Raw genomic sequence first — 1,970 nt, 5'->3', positions numbered from 1 at the left:
TGATGCCCAGCAGCAGCACGCCACACAGCACCATGATGCGGAAGGCAAAATAGAGCGGTGCCACGCGCGGAATGGAATCCTGCGTTGCCTGCTGGATTTGCGCTTCCGTGGCGTTCGCCACGTCCGGGGTATAACGCTTGAGCAGCAGACCGTAGCCAAGATCCTGTTTATGCGTCTCAAACTCACTGCGCACCGCCGGATCTTTACTGCCGGCCCGCAGCTCGTTCAGCAGCGCATAGGCTTTCATACCGTTTCGGATGCGCACTTCATGCTGCGCCAGCAGATCTTTCAGGCCGGTGACCGGCGTATCGACAGAACGGGTGGCGATCAGGCCGAGCAGATACGGGATCTGGATGGCATACTTGTTCTCCTGCGTCGCCTGATCCGGCACGCCAAACAGCGTAAAGGCCGCCGGCGCCGGCTGGGTTTCCCATTCGGCTTCGATGGCGGCCAGCTTGGTTTTCTGCACGTCGCCCATTTCATAGCCGGATTCGTCACCCAGCACGATGACCGACAGCACGGCAGCCATACCGAAGCTGGCAGCGATCGCAAAGGAGCGTTTAGCAAACGCGATGTCGCGCCCTTTCAGCAGATACCAGGCGCTGATGCCCAGAATGAACATCGCACCGGTGGTGTAGCCCGCAGCCACGGTATGCACAAATTTCACCTGCGCCACCGGGTTCAGCACCAGCTCGGAGAAGCTCACCATCTCCATACGCATGGTTTCGAAATTGAACTCGGAGGCGATCGGGTTCTGCATCCAGCCGTTCGCCACCAGGATCCACAGCGCGGACATGTTCGAGCCGAGTGCCACCAGCCAGGTCACCGCCAGGTGCTGCACTTTACCGAGGCGATCCCAGCCGAAGAAGAACAGGCCGACAAAGGTGGATTCAAGGAAGAACGCCATCAGGCCTTCGATGGCCAGCGGCGCACCGAAGATATCGCCGACGTAGTGGGAGTAATAAGACCAGTTGGTACCGAACTGAAATTCCATGGTCAGGCCGGTGGCCACACCCAGCGCAAAGTTGATACCAAACAACTTGCCCCAGAATTTGGTCATATCTTTATAAATCTGTTTTCCCGACAGGACATAGACCGTTTCCATGATCGCCAGCAAAAACGCCATACCGAGCGTTAAGGGCACGAACAGGAAATGGTACATCGCCGTCAGGGCAAACTGTAAACGCGACAGCTCGACAATATCTAACATGATGACTCCTTGCTCCTCGCATGAACTCATCCTGCGAATAACAACCACAAACAGCGGGCAGTGCGATGCAGAATAAGGTCAGGAACGACTGATTATTGATTCCAGTTTTGTTACCGACAGCACAATGCGTACTGCGGCCCGAAGTGAGCGAGTAACAGTGGTGAAAATTCCCCGAAAAACCGATCGCTTCAGCCTGTTTCGAGCAGGAGTAAGATGAGGAGGCGACAGAATTGATATGACAACGCCTGGCACAAACTCCTGAAAAATGATGAAAAAGACTGAATTGATGCAGCGCAATTTATACCGGTTGGGTTGCTTTTAGCCAGCGGTAAAGTTTGCTATATATCGCCTTTTATTGATCTGGATTAAGACAATAATTTTCCAGATATGTAGTGTTAGAGTTGTTGTTAATTAGTTGTCATAAATCGATAGCGCAATTAAGAAAACAATTACCTTTCCCGTAATTATTTAACCTCTGTGCCAGCCAGATGCCTGGACGCTGACGGGAAAAAGCACGCCTCTTTGCCCTTCTTTACTCAACGACAAAGTAAGCATAGCCGCAGAAAATGTTGCCGTTACGTTTTTACTGCAAATGTGTGAGGACGGCTAATGGCCGTGCATGACAGCCATAAAAAAAGCCACCCGCAGGTGGCTTTTTTCTTTCAGCAGCAAAATCTTATTTCGCTGGCAGTACCGCTTTCACTGCGTCGCCGATATCGGCCAGGCTGCGTACGGTTTTCACACCGGCCGCTTCCAGCGC

The 1,970-nt window shown here is 53.0% G+C and carries 1 protein-coding gene; it reads right to left on the bottom strand.

The genetic code is table 11. The features are described 5' to 3' along the window. On the bottom strand, positions 1 to 1,210 hold a 1,210-nt coding region (locus tag ERD80_RS21160; RefSeq protein WP_136548431.1), incomplete at its 3' end, for a cytochrome ubiquinol oxidase subunit I. Positions 1,211 to 1,970: the final 760 nt, after the last annotated feature.

Origin of the sequence: Pantoea sp. R102, assembly GCF_004916815.1 — a bacterium.
GTDB classification, from domain to species: domain Bacteria; phylum Pseudomonadota; class Gammaproteobacteria; order Enterobacterales; family Enterobacteriaceae; genus Pantoea; species Pantoea dispersa.
The sequence above is the reverse complement of the archived record's forward strand: the minus strand, read 5'-3'. Positions and strand labels throughout refer to the sequence as shown.